This window comes from Nonomuraea muscovyensis, assembly GCF_014207745.1.
GTDB classification, from domain to species: domain Bacteria; phylum Actinomycetota; class Actinomycetes; order Streptosporangiales; family Streptosporangiaceae; genus Nonomuraea; species Nonomuraea muscovyensis.
In genome coordinates this window covers 786796-809063 of sequence record NZ_JACHJB010000003.1, presented here as the reverse complement: position 1 = coordinate 809063, position 22268 = coordinate 786796, and the positions used below count along the sequence as shown (strand labels likewise).

General features: G+C 69.6%; 17 protein-coding genes. 3 read left to right on the top strand and 14 right to left on the bottom strand.

The window, feature by feature from the left end; translation table 11 throughout:
• Window positions 1-23: 23 nt before the first annotated feature.
• The 6 genes from FHU36_RS35535 to FHU36_RS35510 form a co-directional block, all read right to left on the bottom strand.
• Window positions 24-245: a Flp family type IVb pilin gene (locus FHU36_RS35535; RefSeq protein ID WP_185088436.1), complete on the bottom strand. Its 222-nt coding sequence runs from the start codon at window positions 243-245 to the stop codon at window positions 24-26.
• Window positions 245-1165, bottom strand: coding sequence for a type II secretion system protein (locus tag FHU36_RS35530; protein ID WP_185088435.1), 921 nt, complete (start codon window positions 1163-1165; stop codon window positions 245-247). The genes FHU36_RS35535 and FHU36_RS35530 overlap by 1 nt, the downstream gene beginning before the upstream one ends.
• A 320-nt stretch (window positions 1166-1485) precedes the next feature.
• On the bottom strand, window positions 1486-2328 hold the full coding sequence (locus FHU36_RS35525; protein ID WP_185088434.1) for a type II secretion system F family protein: 843 nt from the start codon (window positions 2326-2328) through the stop codon (window positions 1486-1488).
• Complete coding sequence (locus FHU36_RS35520; protein ID WP_185088433.1) at window positions 2328-3623, bottom strand: TadA family conjugal transfer-associated ATPase; 1296 nt, start codon at window positions 3621-3623, stop codon at window positions 2328-2330. Before FHU36_RS35520 ends, FHU36_RS35525 begins: the two co-directional genes overlap by 1 nt.
• Window positions 3620-4336 carry a CpaE/TadZ family protein gene (locus tag FHU36_RS35515; RefSeq protein ID WP_185088432.1) on the bottom strand — a complete coding sequence of 239 codons (717 nt, stop codon included), beginning with the start codon at window positions 4334-4336 and terminating at the stop codon, window positions 3620-3622. The genes FHU36_RS35520 and FHU36_RS35515 overlap by 4 nt, the downstream gene beginning before the upstream one ends.
• Before the next feature lies 1 nt (window position 4337).
• Complete coding sequence (locus FHU36_RS35510; protein WP_185088431.1) at window positions 4338-5003, bottom strand: hypothetical protein; 666 nt, start codon at window positions 5001-5003, stop codon at window positions 4338-4340.
• A gap of 962 nt (window positions 5004-5965) precedes the next feature.
• On the opposite strand from FHU36_RS35510, the gene FHU36_RS35505 reads away from it, so the two are divergent.
• Entirely contained in the window at window positions 5966-11686 is a 5721-nt protein-coding gene (locus FHU36_RS35505; protein ID WP_246503049.1) for an FtsK/SpoIIIE domain-containing protein, read from the top strand.
• A 320-nt stretch (window positions 11687-12006) separates the two neighbouring features.
• Here the strand turns inward: FHU36_RS35505 and FHU36_RS35495 are convergent, their stop codons facing one another.
• Both FHU36_RS35495 and FHU36_RS35490 read right to left on the bottom strand, forming a co-directional pair.
• Window positions 12007-13305, bottom strand: coding sequence for a WXG100 family type VII secretion target (locus tag FHU36_RS35495; RefSeq protein ID WP_185088430.1), 1299 nt, complete (start codon window positions 13303-13305; stop codon window positions 12007-12009).
• A 96-nt stretch (window positions 13306-13401) separates the two neighbouring features.
• Window positions 13402-13806: a hypothetical protein gene (locus FHU36_RS35490; protein WP_185088429.1), complete on the bottom strand. Its 405-nt coding sequence runs from the start codon at window positions 13804-13806 to the stop codon at window positions 13402-13404.
• Between the two features lie 128 nt (window positions 13807-13934).
• On the opposite strand from FHU36_RS35490, the gene eccB reads away from it, so the two are divergent.
• Window positions 13935-15350 carry a type VII secretion protein EccB gene (gene eccB / locus FHU36_RS35485; RefSeq protein ID WP_185088428.1) on the top strand — a complete coding sequence of 472 codons (1416 nt, stop codon included), beginning with the start codon at window positions 13935-13937 and terminating at the stop codon, window positions 15348-15350.
• Window positions 15351-15982: 632 nt separating this feature from the next.
• Here the strand turns inward: eccB and FHU36_RS35480 are convergent.
• From FHU36_RS35480 to FHU36_RS35455, 6 genes are all read right to left on the bottom strand, one after another.
• On the bottom strand, window positions 15983-16747 hold the full coding sequence (locus FHU36_RS35480) for a WXG100 family type VII secretion target (protein ID WP_185088427.1): 765 nt from the start codon (window positions 16745-16747) through the stop codon (window positions 15983-15985).
• 1 nt (window position 16748) lies between these two features.
• Window positions 16749-17861: a hypothetical protein gene (locus FHU36_RS35475; RefSeq protein ID WP_185088426.1), complete on the bottom strand. Its 1113-nt coding sequence runs from the start codon at window positions 17859-17861 to the stop codon at window positions 16749-16751.
• A gap of 35 nt (window positions 17862-17896) precedes the next feature.
• Window positions 17897-19330: a WXG100 family type VII secretion target gene (locus tag FHU36_RS35470; protein WP_185088425.1), complete on the bottom strand. Its 1434-nt coding sequence runs from the start codon at window positions 19328-19330 to the stop codon at window positions 17897-17899.
• 11 nt (window positions 19331-19341) lie between these two features.
• Window positions 19342-19749 carry a hypothetical protein gene (locus FHU36_RS35465; protein ID WP_185088424.1) on the bottom strand — a complete coding sequence of 136 codons (408 nt, stop codon included), beginning with the start codon at window positions 19747-19749 and terminating at the stop codon, window positions 19342-19344.
• A gap of 66 nt (window positions 19750-19815) precedes the next feature.
• Window positions 19816-20148, bottom strand: a complete 333-nt coding sequence (locus FHU36_RS35460; RefSeq protein ID WP_185088423.1) for a WXG100 family type VII secretion target — start codon at window positions 20146-20148, stop codon at window positions 19816-19818.
• Window positions 20149-20183: 35 nt separating this feature from the next.
• Entirely contained in the window at window positions 20184-20543 is a 360-nt protein-coding gene (locus tag FHU36_RS35455) for a WXG100 family type VII secretion target (protein ID WP_185088422.1), read from the bottom strand.
• Between the two features lie 309 nt (window positions 20544-20852).
• Here FHU36_RS35455 and FHU36_RS43865 point away from each other — a divergent pair, with 309 nt between their 5' ends.
• The gene (locus FHU36_RS43865; protein ID WP_221497093.1) at window positions 20853-22250 is read left to right on the top strand and encodes a hypothetical protein; all 1398 of its coding nucleotides are present in this window, start codon (window positions 20853-20855) and stop codon (window positions 22248-22250) included.
• Window positions 22251-22268 lie beyond the last annotated feature (18 nt).

Below are 22268 nucleotides of genomic sequence, written 5' to 3'. Positions count from 1 at the left end.
ACGCGTCCGGAGGCGAGAACGGATCACGTGTCGCCGCTGCCGCCGCCGAAGCTGTTCTGGATGTCGCTCTGCTTCTGCTCCACCAGCGTCTTGATGAGCGTGGCGAGGCCGAGCGCGACGCCGGCGATGATCGCGGTGATGATCACCCACTCGACGGCGGAGGCGCCTCTGGAAGGCGCGGTACGGGCGCGGTGGACGCGTACGCCGAGGTAGGCGCGCAGGTAGACGATCCAGGGATGATTCATCAGGACCCCAACATCTTCATAGCGGCCGGAAAACTGAGAAAGATCACGAACCCCGCACAGAGCAGTAACTGGGCGACGAGCATCGACTGGGAGCGCTCGCCCGCCCGGCCCTCGATCTCGGCCAGCTCACGTCGGCGCAGCGTGGCCGCCCTCGCCGTGAGCGAGGCGCGCACCTTGGCGCCGTCGTCGGCGACCAGTCCGAGGGCGGCGGACAGGTCCCGCAACTCGTCGACGTTGATCTCTTCGCCGAGCTGACCGAGCGCCTGCCACGGGGTGATGCCGACGATCCGCGCACCGCTCAGCGCCTCACGGATGCGGGACATCGCCCAGTTGGGCTGGTCGCCGCTGACCGAGACCGCCATCAGGAGTGCCTCGGGCACGCCGCGACCACCCGCGAGGTTCATCGAGACGAGGTCGAGGAACGCCCCCACCACGTGTCTGAAGTCACGCCGCTTGGCGGCGGCATCTCGTCTGACCTGCAGGTCGGGCAGGAAGAAGAACACCACAGCGACGGCCACGGCGGCCCAGAACGGGATGGCGAGGGACGTGCCCCACCCCATCAGGAAGAGCCAGCCGAGCAGCACCGGGAAGGCGAGCAACCCGGCGGCCGCCAGCAGAACCTTGGTGGCCAGGAAGCCCTCGAACGACCGGCCGACCAGGGCGAGATCGGCCTTGGTGGACCTCACTTCCCAACCGCGCGCCGCGTACAGCTGCGCGAGTCGTACACCGAGCCCACGGCGGAAGGCGCTGACCTCCTCGTCGGGGAGCACGAGCTGCAGCCGCGGCGCGCCCGCGTCCTCGCGCACGGCCTCGATCGCGAGCAGCCGCGCCACCAGCCCGGGCCGTGCCGGGAACAGCGCACGCAGCAGCAGGAACAGCCCGAACCCGAGCACGCCGCCGGCGAGCACGCCCTCAACCATGGCCACCTCCCCGGCCTTCGCCTGCGCGCAGCCCGAGGTCGTCCGCGAATCCGATGACCGCGGCCCCGCCCCGACGCCGAACGCCACCACGCAGCTTGGGGCCCCAGCGCGCGAACGCACCACCACCACGCGCGTCGAAAGCCCGGCCCTCGAACCCACCACCTCGTCTGTCGAGACCGCAGCCCCCGGCCCCGCCACCATCACGCCTGTCGGAAGCACGGTCCCCGAACCCACCGCCCCAGGCATGCGGCCAGGACCGCGAGCGCCGCCGGGCGTGGCCCCGTCGCAGGAGGACGCCTTCCCAGGCCGTGAGTACGCCGTCAACCATTGCCACCTCCGACCAGGAGCCGCGTGGGCTTGTCGAACCGAGCGAGCCGCCGCATCCACGCGAACCCGGCGCCGAACAGTCCGGCCACGACCACGAGCACAGCCTGGCCGAGCAGGCTGCCGTACTCGCTCACGTACGAGGGGTTGAACACGACGAGCAGCGCCGCGAAGACCAGCGCCGTGATGACGACGATCTGCACGCTTCGCCTGGTCGAGCGGCGTTCGGCCTCGACGCGTCGCCGCATGTCGAGTTCCTCGCGAGCCGATACGGCCAGCGCACCGAGCACGTCACGCAGGCCGGGACCGCGCAGTTTGGAGTTGAGTATCAGGGCCGCCACCACCAGGTCCGCCGAAGGATCGTCCAGGTCGTCGGCGAAGAGCGCGAGTGCGTCCGGAAGCGCCATCCGGGTGTGCAGCCGGTCGACCAGGGCCCGCAGGTGGGGTCTCAGCATCGGCGCGGCGGCCCTGATCGAGGCGGGGATGGCCTGTTCGAGCCCGGCCGCGCCGGCGATGGTGTCACGCAGCGACTCGGTCCAGGCGGCCAGTCCTTCGAGGCGGCGCATCGCGTCGCGTTCTTCGGCTGCGCCGCCGGACAGGCCGCGCCAGGCGAACACCAGCAGCACCGTCCCCACCGCGACCACGGGCCAGCCGGTCACCACGAGCACCGCGGTGGCCGCCAGGCCCGCGATCGCCGCGCGGGTGGTGAGCATCTTGACGAGGTGGCGTTTCGGCTGGGCCGGTCTCGGTCGCATGCCGTACAGGGAGAGGACGAGCAGGAACAGCCCGCCTCCGGCGGCCGCGCCGGCGAACATCGCGAGCGGATCCAGGGCGGTCATCACCAACCTCCCGGCGTGTAGCCGTGTGCGACCAGCTCGGGCAGGCACGAGACGGGAGCGTGTGGCACAGCTGCCCCGTCGGGGCCCGGCACGAAGACCTCGCTCGACAGGACCCGGCCGTCGCAACCGTTGACCTCACGGATGCTGGAGACGTAGCGGCGCAGGGTGCCGCCCCGGTGGTAGTCGTTGCGTTTCTCCACGAAGACGACGAAGTCGATGGCGCCCGCGATGAGCATGTGGGTGGCGTCGATGGGAAGGCGTTCGCCGGCCTGCAGCGCGTAGGTGGCGATGCGGTTGAACACCTCCATGCTGGAGTTGGCGTGGATGGTGGACAGGGAACCGTCGTTGCCCTGCGTCATCGCGTTGAGCATGGTGACGATCTCGTCGCCGAGGACCTCGCCGACGATTACCCGGCTGGGGTTCATGCGCAGGGATCTGCGGACGAGCTCGGCCATGGTGATCTCACCCTGACCCTCGGAGTTGGGCAGGCGCTGCTCGAAGGCCACGACGTTGGGGTGCAGCTCGGGGAACTGGTCGAGACCGAGTTCCAGGGCGCGCTCGACGGTGATCAGCCGCTCGCCGGGCGGGATCTCGTTGGCCAGGGCGCGCAGCAGGGTGGTCTTACCGGCGTTGGTCGACCCCGCGATCATGATGTTCTTGCGCGCGACCACGGCGGCCGTGAGGAAACGGCCGATCTCCGGGCTCAGTGTGCCGTTGCCCACCAGGTCGGAGAGGAACACCTTGCCGAGCCGCGACCGGCGGATCGACACGGCGGGCCTCAGCGTGACGTCCATGACGGCGCTGAGCCGGGACCCGTCGGGCAGCCTGAGGTCGAGTTGCGGGTTGGCGGTGTCGAACGGTCTGCTGGACAGACCGGAGTAGGCGGCCAGGATCTGGATCAGTTCGATGAGCTCCTCGTCGGACTCGGCGACGGGATCGTGCATGATCTCCTGGCCGTCGGCGTAGCTGACGAAGACCTTGTCGCAGCCGTTGATGTCGATGTTCTCGACGTCGGGATCGTCAAGGAGCGGCTGGAGACGGCCCACGCCGAACAGGGCGGCGTGGATGCCCGCCGCGAGCGCCTCCTCCTCTTCGACGGTGGGCGGGGTACGGCCCAGGCCGATCTCGCTACGCGCGTGTTCCTCGAGGACCTGCGAGATCAGCGCCCTGGCGAACTGTCTCTCGTCCTCGCCGGTCATCGCGGCCAGGCCGTTGGCCTGGTCGAGCCGGCGCTGATGGGCCAGGCGGTCGCCGACCTCCTGGCGGAATCGCTTGACGAGAGCGTGGTCGATCATGGTTCGCTCACCAACCGCGCCGCGAGGTCGCGTGCCGTACGGATCAGCAGCGAGCGATCGAGGCGGCCGCCCCATTGTCCACGCAGCAACTCGGCGCCCTTCGGGTCGTAGGCGAGCCCGTGCACGAAGCCCACGCTCGGTCCGACGATGCGGCGCACGTCGTCGATCGAGGAGCGGTAGCTGCGCGGGTCGGCGATCACGACCACGCCGTGCGCCTTGGTGATCGACAGGCGCTCGCGCAGGTGAGCGACCTGGTCGAGGGTCGCCCGGGTGAGCAGCACCACCTTGTCGGCCTCCGCCAGCAGATCGGCCGTTTGGGGCTGGGCACCCAGGCGCCCGCAGTCGGCGATCACGTCGGCGTTCGGGATCGCGGCGAGTGAGCGCCCGAGTGGACCCCACAGCCAGGTGAGCCCGGCCGCCTGCTCACCGTGGGTCAGCCCTGCGAGCACGTCGAGACCGCCGATGATCTTCTGCGTGTGGGGGTGGATCTGCGCGTGCTCGAGCCCGCGGCGTGCCGTCGCGGCCAGGGTGAGCAGGCCCTTTCCGGGATTGAGCACGCCGCCGTCGGCGGATGGAAGCCGGTAGGCGATGTCGCCGCCCGCGGGATCGCATTCGGCGAGCAGGACGGGCCGCGGCCACACCGCGGCCAGGGCCGTGGCCGCGGTGGTCACGCCGGGCGCGCCCTTGTCGGCGGCCAGCACGATGAGCGCCACGTCAGCGGGCCCCCGGCAACTCGGCCACCGCGATTTCACCGCTGGAGGCGTAACGGAGGACTTCCGGCGAGACCGACGAGTCGACGATCACCGTGATGAGCCCGTTGCCGCCGGTCCGGCCCGCCTCTCCGACGCTGAAGACGAGCGCGCTCTGCGCCAGCACCCGGCTCTCCGCCTGGCTCGTACGGGCCGGCACGTGCACCACCTGGACCCGGTCGCCCTTCTGCAGTCCGGCGGGCGCCTGCCCGGGTTTGAGCGCAAGCCCCACCTTGGCCTTGCCTGGGCCCAGCTCGGCGCTGGCCTTCACCCCCATGTTGTTGGTGAGGAGGGTGCCGGGCAGGATGGTCACGGCGGCGAAGCTCTTCAGCACCTGTTGCCGCTGTGACCAGTTGACGTAGTCGATGCCGGTGTCGGCGATCTGCACCTCTTCGATCGCCTGCTCGGTGAACTGCTGACCGGCGCCGATCTGCTGCGTCACCCGGACGGCCGAGATGCGATCACCGCTGCGCATCACAAGCAGCGTCGTGGCGAGCGCCCCGCCCAGGATGAGAAGCACGGCGAGGGCCGCCAGCGCAGGCTTCCGCTCGCGTGGCGGGACGGGAAGTTTGCGCGACGCCGGGCCGGACAGTCCTGCCGCGTTGACGACAGGCTTTTCGCTTGTCCTCATGGGTGGGGGGCTCCCATTAGAGAATTGTCGAATTCACGCCATTATGTGCATCCATGGCCACAGGTGGGGCCGGAATGCGAGAAACCATGCTCGTTTCGCAGGTGGGATGGTGTCAACTCGTAATAACCGATGCCTGTTGTTTCTAGCGAGTTGACGCCATCGCTTTTTGGGGCTAACCGTCACAACGGTCACATCCGCCTCCTTTCTCACTGGACTTTCGGTTTCGGACATATACGTCCTTATGGACGCTCTCCTTGAGTGCCTGGCGCGCCCCACCGTCACCGCGTTTCGCCTCGGGCGTCACTTGCGCCGAAGACGCTTTCCGCCACGCCTCGCGGCCCTCATTCGAACTCCGTAGCCAGTCACGTCAGCCGACCTCGCCACGCCGGTCGCCGATCGCCTCCAGACCCCGCGCCACGCCGGCCTCCATCCGGAGAGTGCGCGTAGAGCGCAAGCCAACCAGCTCTTCGGGCGAAGGATCGTGGCATGTCACCATGCTCGCCGGCACGCCTCTCTCACCTCGAACCTTCGCGCACGACGGCTCTTCGCCTGCGCCGCAGCCCTCCGCGCTGTTCGCTCACACTCAGGCACCCTGCCGACGCATACCGCATTTCGGGCACCCGTATTCCACATCCATCATCAATATCCGCACAACGTACTCAAACTCGCCCTATCATGCGCCAGGGAGCACTTGCCTATCTCTGATCCGCGTCTCTCTGATCCGCGTCCGATGATCGAAACTCCAAGGGCCCACGCGGCCGTCTCACTTCGGCGGCCCGGAAGCCCACGCCCGCACTTTAAGCTAACCGCCGCTCAGGGTCGAACGACTTATCCACAGTCGGCCCTTGCCCCGCCGAGTTATCCACAAGCGGTGGCTTCCATGCGTTTGCCGGTAACTCGCGGGCTTAATCTCACACCGGGCGCTAGCGTGGCGCTCGAGATCCGGACCGAGGAGACGGCACATGCGGATCATGCTCACCGTGCTCGGCGAGCAGGGCGACCGTGACATAGTGCTCGACGGCGACGACAGCACGACGATCGCCGAGGTGGGCGAGGCGCTCAGCGGCCGGTCACGGCTGGCCGAGGTCGTCCGGCTGCCCCGCGCACGTGCTCCGTACGGCATGTCGGCACCGCGGCCCGTCGACGCCCGACCGCGCGTGCCCGAGCAGCGCAATCCTCTCAACGGCGGTGCCCACAACCGCTCTGAGCGAGGGGATTCCGCCCAGCCGTTCAGGCGTGAAGGCCCCTGGGGCGGGGGAAGCCGGCAGAGGCCTGGTCCCACGGCCCGCGCTCCCGAGCCGGTCGGGTTCTCCGGCCCGAGCAGGCGTGAGCCGCGTGGAGACACGGTCGAGCCAGGCGCGCGAGGGCCGAAGGGCGCGCCCGGTGAGAACGACCCGGTGCTGTGGCGCAACGGCCGTGCCCTCGACCCGCGGGCTCTGGCGAGGGCGGTGCTGCGCGACGGTGACAAGGTCACGCTAGACCCGCACCTGGTGCGGGCCACGATCGTCGAGGAGCCGGGCGGTGTCGCCGAGGTGCGCGTGGTGGGCGGCCCGGCCGCGGGAGCCGTGCACCGGCTCGGGCTGGGCGTTCACGTCATCGGGTCCGACCCCGGATGCACGATGGCCGTCGCCGATCCGACGGTCGCCCCCGAGGCCGTGACCATGCGCGTCACCTCCGACGCGATCACGGTCGAGCCGGCACGCGCACAGCACGCGGAAGAGGCCCCGCGCCTCAAGCTCAAGGGCCGGTGGGCCGAGGAGGTCGCCGAGCTCACCGCGCGAGTGGCCGAGCGCGAGGCGGCCGCGAGGGCGTCGGAGTCCCGGTCAGTCCCCGAGGTCAACGGCCAACCGCTCGCCGAAAAGGTCGACTGGCCGGAGCATGCCTTGCTGACCTGCGGCTCGTCCGTGTTCACCCTCACCGCGATCGAGCCGCAGGACGCCCATCTCACGCCCAGGGCCGAAGGAGGCGTGGCCTACAACCGGCCTCCCCGGCTGCGTCCATCCGAAGGTCAGCGTGCCTTCGAGAAACCGCGTGAGCCGCGGCGCGCCGAGGGGATGCGACTGCAACTGCTGGCCGCGCTGCTGCCTGCCGTGCTCGGCCTGACCCTGGCGTTCGTCCTGCGCCAGTGGTACTTCCTGCTCATCGCGCTGATGACGCCGATCATCATGATCGGCCAGTGGTGGAGCGACCGCCGCCACGGCAAGAAGCAGCACAAAAAGGCGATCAAAGAGTACAAGGAGCAGCTCAAGGCGTACGAGGAGGCCGTCGAGCGCGCCCGGGCACAGGACGAACTGGTCCGTAGGTCCGAGGCGCCGGATCCGGCCCAGGTCCTGCTCACGGCCACCGGCCCGCGTAGGCGTCTGTGGGAACGGCGGATCCACGATCCTGACGCGCTCCGTCTGCGGGTGGGGCTTGCCGACCTGCCCGCCAATCTCGAGCTCACCGAGGAGCAGGGCGGCGCCATAGATCCACCGATCTGCCGTGCCGTGCCCGTGGCCCTCGCCATGCGCCGACTCGGTGTCGCGGGCGTCACCGGCCCGCGTGACATCGCGACCGGCCTGGCCGGCTGGCTGGTCGGCCAGGCGGCGACCCTGCACAGCCCACGCGACCTCGCGATCGTGATCCTTTCCGCCCACACCGACGGGGAGCAGCGCTGGGGGTGGGTCCGCTGGTTGCCGCACTGCGCGCCGCGCGGCGGCGAAGACTGCGTGGCGCTGGTCGGCACCGGCCCCGATTCCGCGGCGCGCCGCGTCACCGAGCTGGCCGCGCTCATCGACGAGCGCCAGAACACCGCCATCCCCGAGTTCGGCAAGATCCCCACCGGCTGGGACGACCTCGGCGGCCCGGAGACACCCGCGTTCTCCACCTACGACGTGCGGCCCTTCGACGTGCTGGTGGTCCTCGACGGCGCCCAAGCGTTGCGCGGGCTTCCGGGTATGCCGCAGGTGCTGCGCCAGGGCCCCCGCGCGGGGGTCTACACCCTCGCCATCGACGACGACCAGCGGCTGCTCCCTGAGGAGTGCGCGACGGTGGCCGCGTGCGGCTCCAACGGTCTGGTACGGCTGCGCGGCGGTGGTCTGGACGTCATCGGTCCGGTCCTGGCCGACCTCGTCGCGCCCTCGTGGTGCGACCGCCTGGCCAGGGCGCTGTCCCCCATCCGCGACGTCAGCAGAGAAGACCCCTCCGGCAACCTGCCTGACTCCGTTCGCCTGCTCGACCTGCTCGGCCTGAGCACGCCCACCGGCCGGGAGATCGCCGGACGTTGGCGGGCGCGCGGGTCGACGGAGGCGGTGATCGGCATCGGCCCTGAGGGGCGGTTCTCGATCGACCTGGCGCTCGACGGACCACACGGGCTGATCGCCGGCACCACCGGCGCAGGCAAGTCCGAGCTGCTGCAGACCCTGATCTCCGCCCTCGCAGTGGTCAACCGCCCGGACCAGCTCACGTTCGTGCTCATCGACTACAAGGGCGGGGCCGCGTTCAAGGAGTGCGTCCGTCTGCCGCACACGGTCGGCATGGTCAGCGACCTCGACGGCCATCTGACTCAGCGGGCGCTCGACTCGCTGGCCGCGGAGATCCGGCGCAGGGAGCGTCTGCTACTGGCCGCCGGGGCCAAGGACATCGACGACTACACCGCCCTGGCCGGTCGCGTGGGGAAACGGTATGAGCCGATGCCGCGCCTGGTGCTGATCATCGACGAGTTCGCTGCCCTGGTCGCCGAGCTGCCCGACTTCGTGACGGGGCTGGTCGACATCGCGCGCCGGGGTCGCTCGCTGGGCATCCATCTGATCCTGGCCACGCAACGGCCGGCCGGTGTGGTGACGGCCGACATCCAGGCGAACACGTCCCTTCGTGTCGCGCTCCGGGTCACCGAGCCCATGGAATCGGCTGACGTGATCGACATGCCGGACGCGGCCCACATCTCCAAGTCGACGCCCGGCCGGTGCTACGTGAAGTCGGGGGCGGGGGCGGCGACGGCCGTCCAGACGGCTCGGGTGGGCGGCCGTAGCCCGCTGCCGGTCACGGCCGGCGGCGGGGTCAGGCCGTCGTTCCCGGGCAGGCAAGCGGGTTCGGCCGGACGTTTGGGGACGGGTGGCCTCTCGACCACGGGCGGGACCGCCGACCCGCACATCCCAGCCGGTTCGTCGGGACAACACGCCCCGCCGGAGGCTCCGGAACACCCCACCTCATCCGGTGTGGCTGGACACCACGCCGCGCCGGGATTGCCGGCACAACACGCTCGGTTCGGCTCGCGGGGGCAAGGTGGTGCGGGAAGTACTCCAGGGACGGCCGGGAACGGTGCCAGGCCCGGTGACACAGGCAACGTACGGGTGATCGACGTGGATTGGCGATCGCTCGGCCGGGGACTGCCTCCGCCACCGCAGCCGGCGGAGGAGTCGACGGTCACCGACCTGTCGTTGCTCGCCGATGCACTCATCGAGGCCGCCCGGCTCACAGGAGTTCGGCAGCAGCCGAGCCCGTGGCTGGAGCCGTTGCCCTCCCACCTGGTTCTCCGGCCGTCGGATGACACCCGCCACGACACGGTGGCCGCCGGGCGGACAACCGGCATTCCGGAAGACGCCGCCTGGGCCTCTCCTGAGTCATGGGAGGAGGTGGAGCCGCTGGTGTTCGGCCTCACGGACCGCCCCTGGACTCAGGACCGGCAACCGCTCGCGCTGAACCTCGGCCAGGGCGGCCATCTGCTCATCGCCGGCGCGGCCCGCAGCGGCAGGTCCACGGCACTGCGCACGATAGCCGGCGCGATCACGCTGCAGGCTTCGCCTGCCGACGTGCACGTCCACGCCATCGACTGCGGGTCGGGGGCGCTGCTGCCGCTGGTGGCGATGCCGCACTGCGGCGCCGTGGTGACCCGTGACCAACTCGACCGCGTCGAACGCCTCCTCTCCCGGCTCCGCGGGGAGGTCGGCCGCCGTCAGCAGCTGCTGGCCGAGGCCGGGCACGCCTCCCTGGCCGAATACCGCCAGAGCGGCCACCGGCTGCCCTGGCTGGTGCTCATGCTGGATCGGTGGGAGGGGTACGTGGCCGCGTTCGAGGGCTACGACTACGGGAGGCTGACCGAGGCGCTCCTCCAGTTGCTGCGAGAAGGGCCGGCCGTCGGGCTCCGGGCCGTGGTGACCGGTGACCGGTCATGCCTGTTGGGGCAGGTCTCCACGGTGTTCGAAGATCGCTTGATTCTTCGATTGGCGGATTCCGCCGACTACGGGCTGGCCGGGCTCCCGCTCAAGGAGCTTCCGTCGTCCATGCCGCCCGGCCGTGCCTTGTCGGTGGGTGAGCACGGCATCGTCGAGAGCCAGATCGCTCTCCTCGCCGACGATCCCGCCGGCCCCGCCCAGGTGGCCGCCCTCCAGTCGATGACACGCGCGGTCGTGGCCGCTGGAGAGCGGAGACATGCGATGGCCTCGGGGACGTTCTCGGGGATCCGGGCCGGCACCGGGACGGCACGGGGCAGGAGGGGCGCCAGCGCGTCAGGGCGCCTGGCCGGCGCTGAGCATTCGGACCCTGCAGACGAGAGGGCCGCCACTGGCGAGTTGTCACTGCGCATGGACGGGAGTGCGACTCCTGCCGGAGTTCCTCCCTTTTCGGACGGGAGTGCCGCTCCTGCCGGAGTTCCTCCCTTTTCGGACGGGAGTGCCGCTCCTGCCGAGGTTCCTCCCGACATGGACGGGAGTACTGCTCCTGAGTTCTCGGTCCACACGGACGTCGGAGCCGCTGCTGCCGGGTCCTCGTCTCATCCGGACGTCGGGGCCGCTCCTGGCGAGCTCTCGATCCACGCGGATGAGGAAACCGCTCCCGATGAGGGGGACGGCTTCGGCAGTGAGCTCGCTGAGGCTGGTGCAGGCGGCGGAGCAGGTGGCATAGTGACAGCGCTTCGGTCCCCGGTCGGCGGGGAGAGTGGCGACAAGCTCGAAGGCCGCGCGGCCAGGCGGAGCGGCGGTGGTGGGCGAGGAGCCTGGTGGTGGCAAGGAGAGCCGCCGCTGAGGGTGGACGCGTTGCCGATGCGGATCACTGCCGGCCAGGCGCTCGACCTCGCTCCCGGGTTTGTGGCGCCTTCACCGCTATGGGCACTGGTCGGGGCGGGAGGCGACGCCTTGGCACCGCTCGGGATCGACCTGCTGGCGCAGGGACCAGGGGCCGTGATCGCCGGTCCTACGCGGTCCGGACGGTCGTCGGTGTTGCTCACCGCCGCTTTGTCGTTGATGTCGTCTGGGACCCCGGTCCTCGTCGTGGCGCCCAGACGCAGCCCGTTGCGTGCGTTGCAGGGAGCGTTGGCCGTGCTGGACGGCAACGCCCCGGGGCTGCAGGATCTCGTCGCGGGGCTGGAGCGCTATGTGGTGCTGGTGGACGACGCGGAGCTGGTCAGTCCCGACTCGCCGCTCGGGCTGGCGCTGGAGGAGGCTCTCCGGTCAGGTCGGGACGGCGAGCACGGCGTGATCATCGCGGGCGCCACGGGTGATCTTGCCACGGCGTATCGGGGATTCGTGGCCGATGCTCGCAAGTCGCGCACGGGGTTACTGCTGTCCGTTCAGAGCCCTACTGATGGTGACCTCTTCAACATCCGGCTGCCCCGTGGTTCCGTCGGGGGGCCGCCCGGTCGTGGGTTGTTGGTGGCGGCGGGGTCCACCATCCCGGTACAGGCCGCCCTGCCGGACGGTCCCGCCTAAGCTTCTCGCCTCCCGTTGGGTGGCGTCTCCCGAGGACGGCGTCACGCGCGGGATGGCAACTCCCGGGGATGGCGTCTCTCATGGGATGGCGTCTTGCTCAGCATGAACATGCTGTTGATCTACAGCGCGAACCTGCCGTTCGTGCGGAGGCTGTTCGTACGAGCACGAACGTGCGGTTCATGCGGAGCGAGTCCGGGGGCCGGGTAGTCCGGGGGACGAGGTCCGTGTACGGAGATCTGGTGTGCGGGGTCACCTGGCGGCCGACTGGCAGGGACGGGGCGGGTGACGGTCCTGGACCGGCGGGGTGGGGGTTGGCCGATCTAGCCGATCTGGCCGTCCACTACGTTGTCCAGTTTGCCGACCCAGACGTCGTCCTCCTCCTTGAGCCAGGTAGAGGTCTCGTTCGTGCGTTCCTCGCCTGCGCCGCCGGCGCCGCCCATCGGCATCATGGGCATGCCCATGCCGCCCATCCCGTTGGTGCCGCCGCCGCGGAGGGCCGCAGTCTCGGCGGCGGTCAGGGCGTTGCCGTAGCCCGTGCCGAAGCCGGTGCCGGGGGTGGTGCTCGCGGTGGGGACGTAGTTCGGGCTGTACGAGGTGGTGGGGGTGGTGGTCGGCGCCTGATTGCCGAAGGGCTGGCCGTCGATCCGCGGCTGGTAGTCGGCCAGGTTCGTCCCGCGGGTGTCGGTGCCGTCGGGGGTGGTCCTGCTGTCGGGGTTCGTGTCGCCGTTCACGCCGGTGTTCGATCCGTCCGGGAGGTTCGGGTTCGGGATGGACGGCATGCCGGGGCCGCCGGTCTGGCCCGGGGTGCCGCTGCCTGTACCGGTGCCGTTGCCATTACCGGTGCCGTTGCCATTGCCGTTCGGGTCCGTCCCGTTCGGGTCCGTGCCGTTCGGGTCGAGGTCGTCGGGGTTGATGTCCGTGTCCCCGCCGGGCCGGTCGGTGCCGTCCGGGAAGCGCGGGTCGGTGGTGGTGCCGTCCCGGTACGTGGGCTGGTTGATCCCGTCGCCGTTCTGTCCGGGGTTGAAATCGGACGGGTCGTAGCCGGTCGGGGGTGGGGTGGTCGGGCCCCGGTAGTTCGTCAGATCGGTGGGGGTGACGTCCGGCTTCTCGCCCTGGGGGGGCTGGATGTTGGGCAGTTCCTTCTCGACGTAGTCGGGGAAGCGGGTGTGGATCGCCTGGAGGTCGTTGGTGAACGCCTTGAGGTGGTGTCCCGCCAGCTCGTCCTGCGAGCCCCACTCCCAGCCCTGGTCGATCGTGCGGAAGGAGCCCGGCATGGAGTCGTCCCAACTGCCCGGGTCGCCTATCGGATTGCTCCAGGTGGCGGTTCCGTTCTCCACGAACTCCTTGTGTTCACGGATCTTGCTGCTGAGCGTCTCCAGGGGGGTGCCCATGCGGTCGAGCCCGGTGGCCAGGTTGACGATCGTCTGGTGGAGCTGGAGCAGGGCCTTCTGCGCATCGACGGAAGACTCGCCCTCCCAGATCTTGGCCAGCTCGGCGCTCACGTCGTCGATCGCCTTGAGCGCCTTGACCAGCTTGGCGGAGGAGTCCGTATAGGAGGTGGCGGCCGTCCGCACGCTGACGGGATCGAGCGCGGCGATGAAGTTCTTGACTTCGGCCACGTTCCTCCCCTTCGTTTCGCATCCGAAGGAGGCGCCGCTTTGCTTGATCCAATGTGTCTGCTTGGTGGTGTCGCCCATGACGATCCCCCGGCCGCCCTAGATGCCCTGAGTGGAACCGGGGAAGGTCATGTCGTCCCCGGTCTGGTAGATGCCGCCGCCGCCTCGCACCAGGGCGATGGCGATGGCGAACTTCTTGTTGACCTGACCGTAGATCTTGGTGAGCTCCTCGTGGCCCAGATCCAGGGTGTTGGCGAACGCGCGGCCGCCTTCCCAGCGGTCGATGGCCCGCACCTGCGAGGTGAAGCCCGACAGATTGCCCTGCGTGGTGAGGTCCGTCAGCGAGCCCCGCCCCGATCCGGTCAGGTCCTCCAGGGCCTCCTCGAGTCTCGAGGCGAGTTGCTCGAAGCGCTCCTTCGGATTCTCCGGATAGGTGACGTTGTCTCTCTCCGCCTTGAGACCGGGCCACTTCTCCCCGCAGCCCTGGTGCTCTTCTACTGCCACGACACGACCTCCCCAAGGTGCTTGATCGCAACTTTACTCGGATGCCCCCCACGGCGTACAGAAGTTGACATATCCCTCGTGACCCTCATGCGTAACATGTTCCGGGACCTTTAGTGGAACGGAGCGGCATGCAGACCCGGAAGGACCTCTACCAGGCCCACCGCCTGATGATGCAGCGTCTGGGCATGGCGTTGCTCCAGGCGGAGCCGGACGTGCCCGAGTCTCCGATGCGCCGGCACACGGTGGCCATGTTCTGCGGACTCCTGATCGCCGTGCTGGTGACCGCCGGATTCGGGATCTGGGGAATGCTGAAGCCCGGCAACGCGACCAAGTTGACGGACCCCGGTCAGCTGCTGGTCGAGGAGGAGAGCGGGGCGAAGTACGTCTACAGCCAGGAGGAGAAGAAGCTGCTGCCGGTCGCCAACTACGTCTCGGCACGGCTGCTGCTCGACACGCCCGACGTGAAGGTGCGCAACGTGTCGGCGGCCTCGCTGGCCGAGTTCGACCGGGGCCCGTTCGTGGGCATCCCGGGGGTGCCCGACTCGCTGCCCGCGAAGAACAAGCTCGTCAAGGGGCCGTGGTCGGTGTGCGTGGGCCAGACGGCCGACACGGCGGGCGTCACGAAGACGTACGTGACACTGGTGGGCGGCATGAACGTCGGCGGCACGCCTGTCGGCAACGGCGCGATCGTCGTCCGGGACGAACAGCAGCAGGGCTGGGTGATCTGGGGCGACCAGAAGATGAAGGTGGGCCCCGAAGGGGTCAACGCGCTGGGCGCCACCGTCCTCAGGAAGGTGCCCGCAGCCTGGATCAACGCCATCCCGAACGGGCCCGACTTCAGCTTCCCCTCGATCTCGAACCGCGGCAAGGCGGTGCGCGGGCCGGACAACCGCGCCCGGCGGATCGGCCAGATCTTCCTGACGCCGGGCATGGCCGGCACCGCCGACCGGTGGTATGTGCTCCGCCAGGACGGGCTCCTGCCCATCACCGTGACGCAGGCGACGCTGCTGCGCAACGATCCGGCCAGCAAGAAAGCGTACGGCTCGCGGCCCGTCGAACCGATCACCATCGATCCGGCGACGGCGAACGCGGCCCTGTCCAAGGCCTCGATGATCGGTGGCGGGCTGCCGACGACGATGCCCAAGGTGATCACGCCCGCGGCGAACGCTCCACTGTGCGCCGTCTACTCCGACACGCACAACGGCTCCACCAAGGCCAAGATCACCAGTGGGGCCACGATCAGCATCCCGGTGCCGCAGGCCAGCGGGAGCCAGGAGCACTTCGACCAGATCGTGATGCCGCACGGCGGGGCCGCGGTGGCGGGGCTGCTGCCGGGTGACGGGCAGATACGTGCGATCAATACCTTCTACCTGGTGACCGAGCAGAACCGGCGGTTCCCGCTGCAGTCGGGGACGCAGGTGGAGACGCTCGGGTACGACGCGGCCTCGGTGGCGCCGCTGCCGGCGCAGTTGCTGCACATGATCCCGGAGGGGCCGCGGCTGGACCCGGCCGCTGCGCGGACTCCTGTGAAGGTCACGCAGTAGCGGGTGGGGGTGGTGGCTCGGGGTCCTGACGGGTCCCCGGGTCCCCCTGGTCGCATCAGGTCCTGCCGGGTCCCAGCACGACTCGTCGGCTCCTGCCGGGTCATGTCGGGTTGGGGTCACGCTGATTGTCGGGGTGCCAGGCGTTGTCGGGGTGCCAGGCGTTGTCGGGGAGCCAGGCGTTGTCGGGGGTGTGGGACGTCGGGTATGTCGTCAAGGCGCGGGGCGGGTGAGGGCGAGCCGCAATGGCCCCGTGCCTTCCGCGCGTGGAGCCTGGGGAGGCGTGATGTGCTCCTCGGGTCCGAATCCGGGTTCGGGCTCCGGCGCCGGCTCCGGCTTCGGATCGGGGTGCGCGCCGGTGTGAGCACAGGCGCGGGTTCGGGTGCGGGGGGGTGACGCAGACTCGAAGGGCCCGGACGTGAGCACAGGCGCGGGCATGACCGGCTCAGGCGCGGGGGGTGACGCAGACTCGAAGGGCCCGGACGTGAGCGCAGGGGCGGGTGCGGGGATGGGCGTAGGGGTGGGGCGGGGGCAGGCGCGGGCGTGCGTGTGAGCGCGGGCATGGGTGCAGGCTGTTGTGGGCGGGCGCGGGGTCCGCCGAGTCTGTGAGGGGGTGGTGGGCGGGAGTTGGAGCGTCAGGCCATCTGGGTGGGGACCTCGGTGTTGGTCGGCGAGCCGTTCTGCTTGGTCGTGGGGATCGGCTTCTGGACCAGGGCGCCCGAGTTGGGGTCGTTGCCCAGGCCGTACTGTTCGACCATGGGCATGGCCATCATGTTCTGGAACTTGCCCGCCTGCTCCAGGTTCTGCATGCTGACGCCCTGGTAGATGGCGAAGACTCCGGCCGCGAAGATGCCCAGTTTGATGAGGATCGGCCTGAGCGCGGTCCACAGCGCCTTGAGACCGGCGTTGAGGGCGATCTGGGAGGTGACCCAGGTGGCGGGGGTGAGTTTGCCGACGGACACGAGTACGGCCCAGACCACCATCGCCATCGCCGTGGCCACCGCGAAGTAGGAGAGCATCTCGTACTGGTCGGCACTCGACTTGAGCGCGTCGCCGATGCCGTTGCGCCCGGTGCCGAGCTTCTCCAGTTCCTCGATGAACGGCTCGGCCACGGCCTCGTAGGCGATCCTGGCCGCGCCGTCCCAGTGGGCGTCGTTCTTCAGGCGGTCGTTGAGCGAACGGACCGACCTCACCAGCTCTTCGACCTCCTCGGTGAGGCCGCCCTCCGCCTTGGTCTTCCACTCCTTCATCGCCTCGAGCATGCCCTCCGGGTCCGCCATGATCACGCCCAGGCCCGCGGCGATGGCGAACGCGAGGGGCCTCCGGATGATCAGCGAGCATCCCGCGGAGACCGTCGCCGCGATGATGAACCGGTTGCGTGCCCCTGTCAGCTCTGCCACGTCAGGCTCCCTCGTGGCGGAGGACGGCGTCCGTCACGCCCTCCTCGTATTCCCAGTCGTCCGGGTCGCCGCGCAGGAGTTCGGAGCCACCGCCTTCGCGTTCCTTGTCGCCGCCGGCGCCCATGGGCGACATCGGCATGAACGGCATTCCGCCCATGCCGCCCATGGCTGCGGCACCGCCGGGCAGCCGCCCCGCGCCCACCCCCGCGGCGCCGCCGGCGCCCATGCCGGTGCCCGTCGAGGTGCCGCCGCCGGGCACACCGTTGGTGACACGACCGGGGTCGGCGGTGTTCAGGGAGTCGGGGATGCGGGTCTGCGGGTTCGGCAGGGTGGCCGGGTCCACGCCGGACAGGCCGGTCTTCGTGGGGTCCGACAGGCCGCTCAGGGCGGACTTGCTCGGATCCACGGTGGGCAGGTCCGGCTGGTTGATGTTGGGCTGGTTGAGGTTCGGGTTCTGCAGGTTCGGATTCTGCAGGTTCGGGTCCGGGAGGTTCGGATTCTGCAGGTTCGGGTCCTGGAGGTTCGGGTCCGGGAGGTTCGGGTTCTGAGGGTTCGGATTCTGCAGGTTCGGGTCCGGGAGGTTCGGGTCCCGCAGGTTGGGGTCCTGCAGGTTCGGGTCCTGCAGGTTCGGGTCGTTCAGGCCCGGGGTGTTGAGGCCGGCGGGGGAGATGCCCGGGGTGTTCAGGCCGGAACCGTTCAGGCCGTCGAGCCCCGACCCGTTGAGGCCGGAGCCGTTGTAAGGGGGGATCGACGGAATCTGCGGGTTGCCGACGTACGGGTTCTGGGGCGTCGACTGCTCGTCCGCCTCGACGTACTTGGCGTCGGCGATGCGCAGCGCCTCCCGCCACGAGTCGAGCACCTTCTTGGCGGCCTTGATCGTGTCCACCTGCTGGGTGCAGGCCTGCTCGTGGGCGCTGTCACACTGGCGGCCCGTCATGCCGTAACCGAGCCAGCCCAGGGAGATGCCACCCGTCCGGCCGGCGAACGCGGCGAGCTTGTCACCATCAGCGGTGAGGGTCTTGCTGTTGGACTCCAACTTGCCCGGCGCGAACTTGACCCCGGACGACTCCACGTTCGGCAGGTTGCCCAGCGAGTACGGATTGGCGTCAGCCATTGGCCCCCCTCATCAGTGCCGGCTCAGGCGGGTGCTCAGCCGATACGCGGTTCGGTCACGTCGGTTGTGACGGCCCAGACCCCGCGGTCCTCGGGCATGTGCGCGCCGGATTCGGTGGACTCCTCCGAGCCGATGGCCGCGCCCGCGCCGCCCATCGGCAGGAACGGGTACATCGGCGCGTGGCCGGCGTTCGCCGGACGGCCCTGAGATCCCGGGTTGCCCGCGTGCTCTCCCCACTGGTTCGGCCCTCCCAGCACGGCCGGGACGCCCGGCGGGGTGGCGGTCGTCGGCACGAACGGCGTCGAGGTGGTCGCCATCGGGATGGACGTGGTCGGCACGGTGGTGGCGGGGGTGAACGCCGTCGGCGTCGTCACCTGGGTGGGGGTGAAGTTCGCCGCCTGCGTGTACCGGGGGTCGTCCCGGCCGATCACCGAAGGCACGGTGCCGTCGTCGGCACCCGGGCCGGTCCGGGTGGTCCGGTCGGGGTCCGTGGCGGCGGGATCCGTGCCGGTGCCGTCCGGGCCGCCTCCGTCGTGGCCGGTCCCGTTGGAACCGGTCCCGTTGGAGCCGGTGCCGTCCGCCCCCGTGCCGTTCTGGCCTGTGCCGTTCTGGCCTGTGCCGTTCTGGCCGGTGCTTCCGGTGCCGGTGCCGTTCTGGCCCGTGCTTCCCGTACCGGTGCCGTTCTGGCCGTTGCCCGTGCCGGTACCGTCCGAGCCGCGAGTGCCCGTGCCGTCGCCGCCGGAGCCCGGGCCGCCCGTGTCTCCGACGCCCGTGAAGCCGGCGCTGCTGCCCGAGTTGTAGCCGGCCGTGCCGGTCTGACGCCCAGTGGGCGAGATGCCGTTCATGTCGACGGTCTTCTGCGACGGCGGCGCCGCAGGGACGTCGACGGGCGGCAGCTCGTACGAGACGTCCATCGGGACCTGGACGTTGAGCAGCTCGACGATCTTCTCGTTGAGCTCCTTCATCGCCCGCTGCGCCTGCGCGTTCTCGGCGGCGGTCTTGGCGCTCTGCGGGATCTGCGCGTTGGCCTGCTGAAGGTACGGGCTGGCGCCGATGGTGCCGCCGCCGGTGTTCTCCTCGGTCGTCGACACCTCGACGCGGATGTTCCGGACCTTCTCCAAGGTCTCGGGCACCTTCTTGGCGTAACCGCCGAGGGCGTCGTCCATCATCTTCATCTTGCCGGACAGCTCGACGCCGCTCGCGTGCATGAGCTGCATGGCCTTCTGCACCTCGGCCGCGGCGGGGCCCTGCCACGCCTTGGCCAGCGTGGCAGCGTGCTCGTTCAGCGCGGCGACGGCCCGCTCGATCGCCTGCGCCGCGCTGCGGTAGGCCGAGCCCGCGCTGCTGACGTCGCCCGGGCTGGTGTTGGTGAGCAACCGCTCGATCTCGGCCTTGGACGCCTCAACCTCTTTGCCCTCTGGCGTCGCCTCGAAGGAGCGGATGACGAGGACTTTGCGCCGGCTACCCACGGTGCCCTTCCTCAGGCCTCACGGCCACCCTCATTGTGCTGGTTCGTACGAGCGTAGATGTCGGCGTTGGCCTCGATCGCCTTGATCACCTTGTCGAAGGCCTCGGCGAACTCGCTGTACGCCTGGCTGAACTTGGTGCCGGCGCTGTTGGCGCCGACCGTCTTGGTGAACGCGCTGGCGTCGTGCCAGGTGCCGATGTGCGCCTCGGAGAGCTGACACTCGTCCAGCAGGCGCTGCTTGTGATGGCCGAGACCCTGACCGCTGCCATCGGACCCGGAGAAGGCCGACCTCAGCTCGCGGGCGACCGCTCGCATCTTGCCGACCTCGTAGTGCAGCGTGGCCTTGCCGTCGAGGCCGGGCCAGTTGGGGTCGATGTCGAGCGGGTCCTTACCGCCTTCGATAACGTCCTTCTGCGTCATGTCACCCCGTAAAGACGTGTGCTCGGCCATCGCCTCGCGGGCGATGACCGAGTCGACGATTGCGGCTTAGCGACCCGGGTCGGCCCACAGGTTGCGGGCGGCCCGCTCGGCGTTCATGTAGTTCTGGTTGGCGAGACCCACGGCCTGGGCGGCCTGCGTGAGCTGGTTGCCCATCTCCTTCTCCTGGGCGTCCCAGAGCGTCCGGGCCCGGTCGAACTCGGACTTGGCGCCCGCACCGGTCTCGTCGTCGTACCAGGCACCCGCGAGGGTGGCGGCCACGTCCTTGTAGAGCTGGTCGGTGACCCGGTCGAGCTCGGTCACGACCTTGAGCAGGCCCTCCTGCGCGGCCTGCATCTGCGCGAAGTTGACCTGGGTGAAGTCATGCATGCGATCAGCCATAGCGATCTCCGTTCCGTACTGCGGCAGGCGGCGGCTCAGGCCCTGACGTTGATGAGGGCGTCGACACTGTTCTGGTTGCCGCTGACATCCGCGAGCCTCATGTTGTCGTCCGCCTCGGCCGCGGCGGCGCTGTAGATCTTGGCGCTCACGTTCATGTTGTCGTAGATGGTCTCCAGGCTGGCGAGAATCCGCTTGGCACCCTGGTCCCACTGGTCCATGTGGAACTTGTACTTTTCGGCCGCGCCACCCTGCCACGACTTGGCCTGGCCGGAGGCGAGCAGCTCCAGCACGGTGGCGGCGACTCCCTTCCGCAGGCCTTCGATCTGCGTTGCGGCGGCCTGTACCTGGCTCGCCGCCCTCTGGACCTGTTCTGGGCTGGCTCCGTAGTACGACACAGAGATTCCTCTCCCCGGTTTGTTGGGCCTACCGACCTACCGTCAGAGTCCACACAAGCAGACGGAGGGCACGATCGGCACGAAAACAATCAAAGAGCACGGTAGCCATCAGGTGCAACATGCCTAACACGCATGCACATCACAGATAGATGACACAAAAGCCACATTCAGATAAAGTCGCAGGTCAGCGACTTGGGTTGATTTGACGACGATCGTGGAATTTCGGTTAACACCAGGTTGCGGTTTGCCGGTAGGCATCCTGATCGCCCAAGGTTGGGTTAGCGTCTGCGATCAACGGAGGGCAACGGCATGAGCCAGCAAGACGTGGACAGCTTGATCAACTGGGGGGCGAGTGCGTCGTCCCCCGCTGTCGCGACGACGGGCATGCCCAGTGAGACGCTCGCCCAGGACGTCGAATTCGCGGACGGGCGGCAGGTCGTACAGGGTGAGCGCCCGGAGTCCCGCGAGACGGACGCGCGCGGCACCGAAACCGCCGCCGACTCCTCGGATGACGACGAGCCGGGGTGGATCGAGCCGGTGGCGGCGCAAGGGGATCCGCAGTGGGAACCGTCCGACGGCAAGGAGGAGGAGCCCACGCAGGGCTCCCCCGCCGACGAGGACGGCGAGAAGGACGACGAGGGCGGCGACGGCCCCGGCGGGCAGCCGGACACGGTCGATGAGGCCAAGGACCCGGAGAGCGACGACGACTCCGGGGACCAGGGCGACACCGATGACGAGGATCCGGCGGACCCGAACGACCCATCGGACCCGAACGACCCATCGGACCCGAACGACCCCACCGATCCGAACGACCCGACGGATCCGAACGATCCCTCGGACCCGAACGACCCCACGGACCCGAACGACCCCAACGATCCCTCGGACCCGACGGACCCGAACGACCCCACGGACCCGAACGACCCCAACGATCCCTCGGACCCGACGGACCCGAACGACCCCACGGACCCGAACGACCCCAACGATCCCTCGGACCCGACGGACCCGAACGACCCCACGGACCCGAACGATCCCAACGATCCTTCGGACCCGAACGACCCCACCGACCCAGGTGGTCCTGGAACCCCGGATCCCGGCGGTCCAGGAGACGACGGGAAGCCCGGCGATCAGCCCGACCCCGACGTGCCCGACGTACCCACGCCGGGGACCGAGCCTCCCGCGGACGGCGGCAAGCCGGGCGACTCGGGCGAGCCCAGCACGCCCGGCGCCGACCTGCCGTCCGTTCCCGGCGGCGGCGGTGGTGGCAGTCCCTCCGGGACCGGAAACGGCACCGGCGGCGGCCAGAACGGCCCGACGGGCAACACGGGGGGCAAGGATGACAAGGGGGGGAAAGAGGACCCCAAGCCCACGCCGAAGCAGCTACGGGACCAGTACCTCGAAACCGAAGGCGTCTCAGCCGACTGGCGCAACGCCCGTCCTGAGACCCTGAAGGACCTCGGTAAGAAGATCGAGCACGACGTGGCCAAGGATCTGGACAACCTGAACTCCGAGATCAAGCAGATCTCCACCGGGTTCCCCGGATTCGGTGTGCTGGGGATGGTGTTCGTCCCCGCCCACAGCAGCGTCCGGGACACCGCGGCCGGCTACGTCGACGCCGCGCACCAGTCAGTCAAGGGCTGGAACACCCAGCTCCACAACGGCGCAAAGATCATCGAATCGGCCGAAGCAGCCAGCACGGCCAAGTCTTAGGGAGGTGAGCCGCGGACC